Raw genomic sequence first — 289 nt, 5'->3', positions numbered from 1 at the left:
AGGTAAACACTGACTTGCCACGGTCAATACTTTTTCGCCGGTTCGTCACCACTCCAGACCTGACCAGTTCGACCAATCCGGGGTTCAGCGCCTCGGTATGAATACCGAGATCATTTCTTTCCCGCAGAGCAGCGCAGACAAGATTAGGCAAGGCGCCTACCCCCATCTGCAGGCAGGCACCATCCTGGACCAGTCCGGCGATTATGTTGCTGATTGCTTCATCTTCAGGATTGGCGGAGCGTGTTGGCAACTCAATGAGTGGGACGTTGTTCTCAACGATCGCATCAAC

The 289-nt window shown here is 54.0% G+C and carries 1 pseudogene; it reads right to left on the bottom strand.

Annotated elements, in window-relative coordinates:
• Positions 1-289 (bottom strand): annotated as a pseudogene (locus N7568_RS22905) (4-hydroxybutyrate CoA-transferase); the annotation flags it as partial.

The organism is Paenarthrobacter aurescens (assembly GCF_025421775.1).
GTDB classification, from domain to species: domain Bacteria; phylum Actinomycetota; class Actinomycetes; order Actinomycetales; family Micrococcaceae; genus Arthrobacter; species Arthrobacter aurescens_B.
This window is presented reverse-complemented; position numbering and strand designations above follow the sequence as displayed.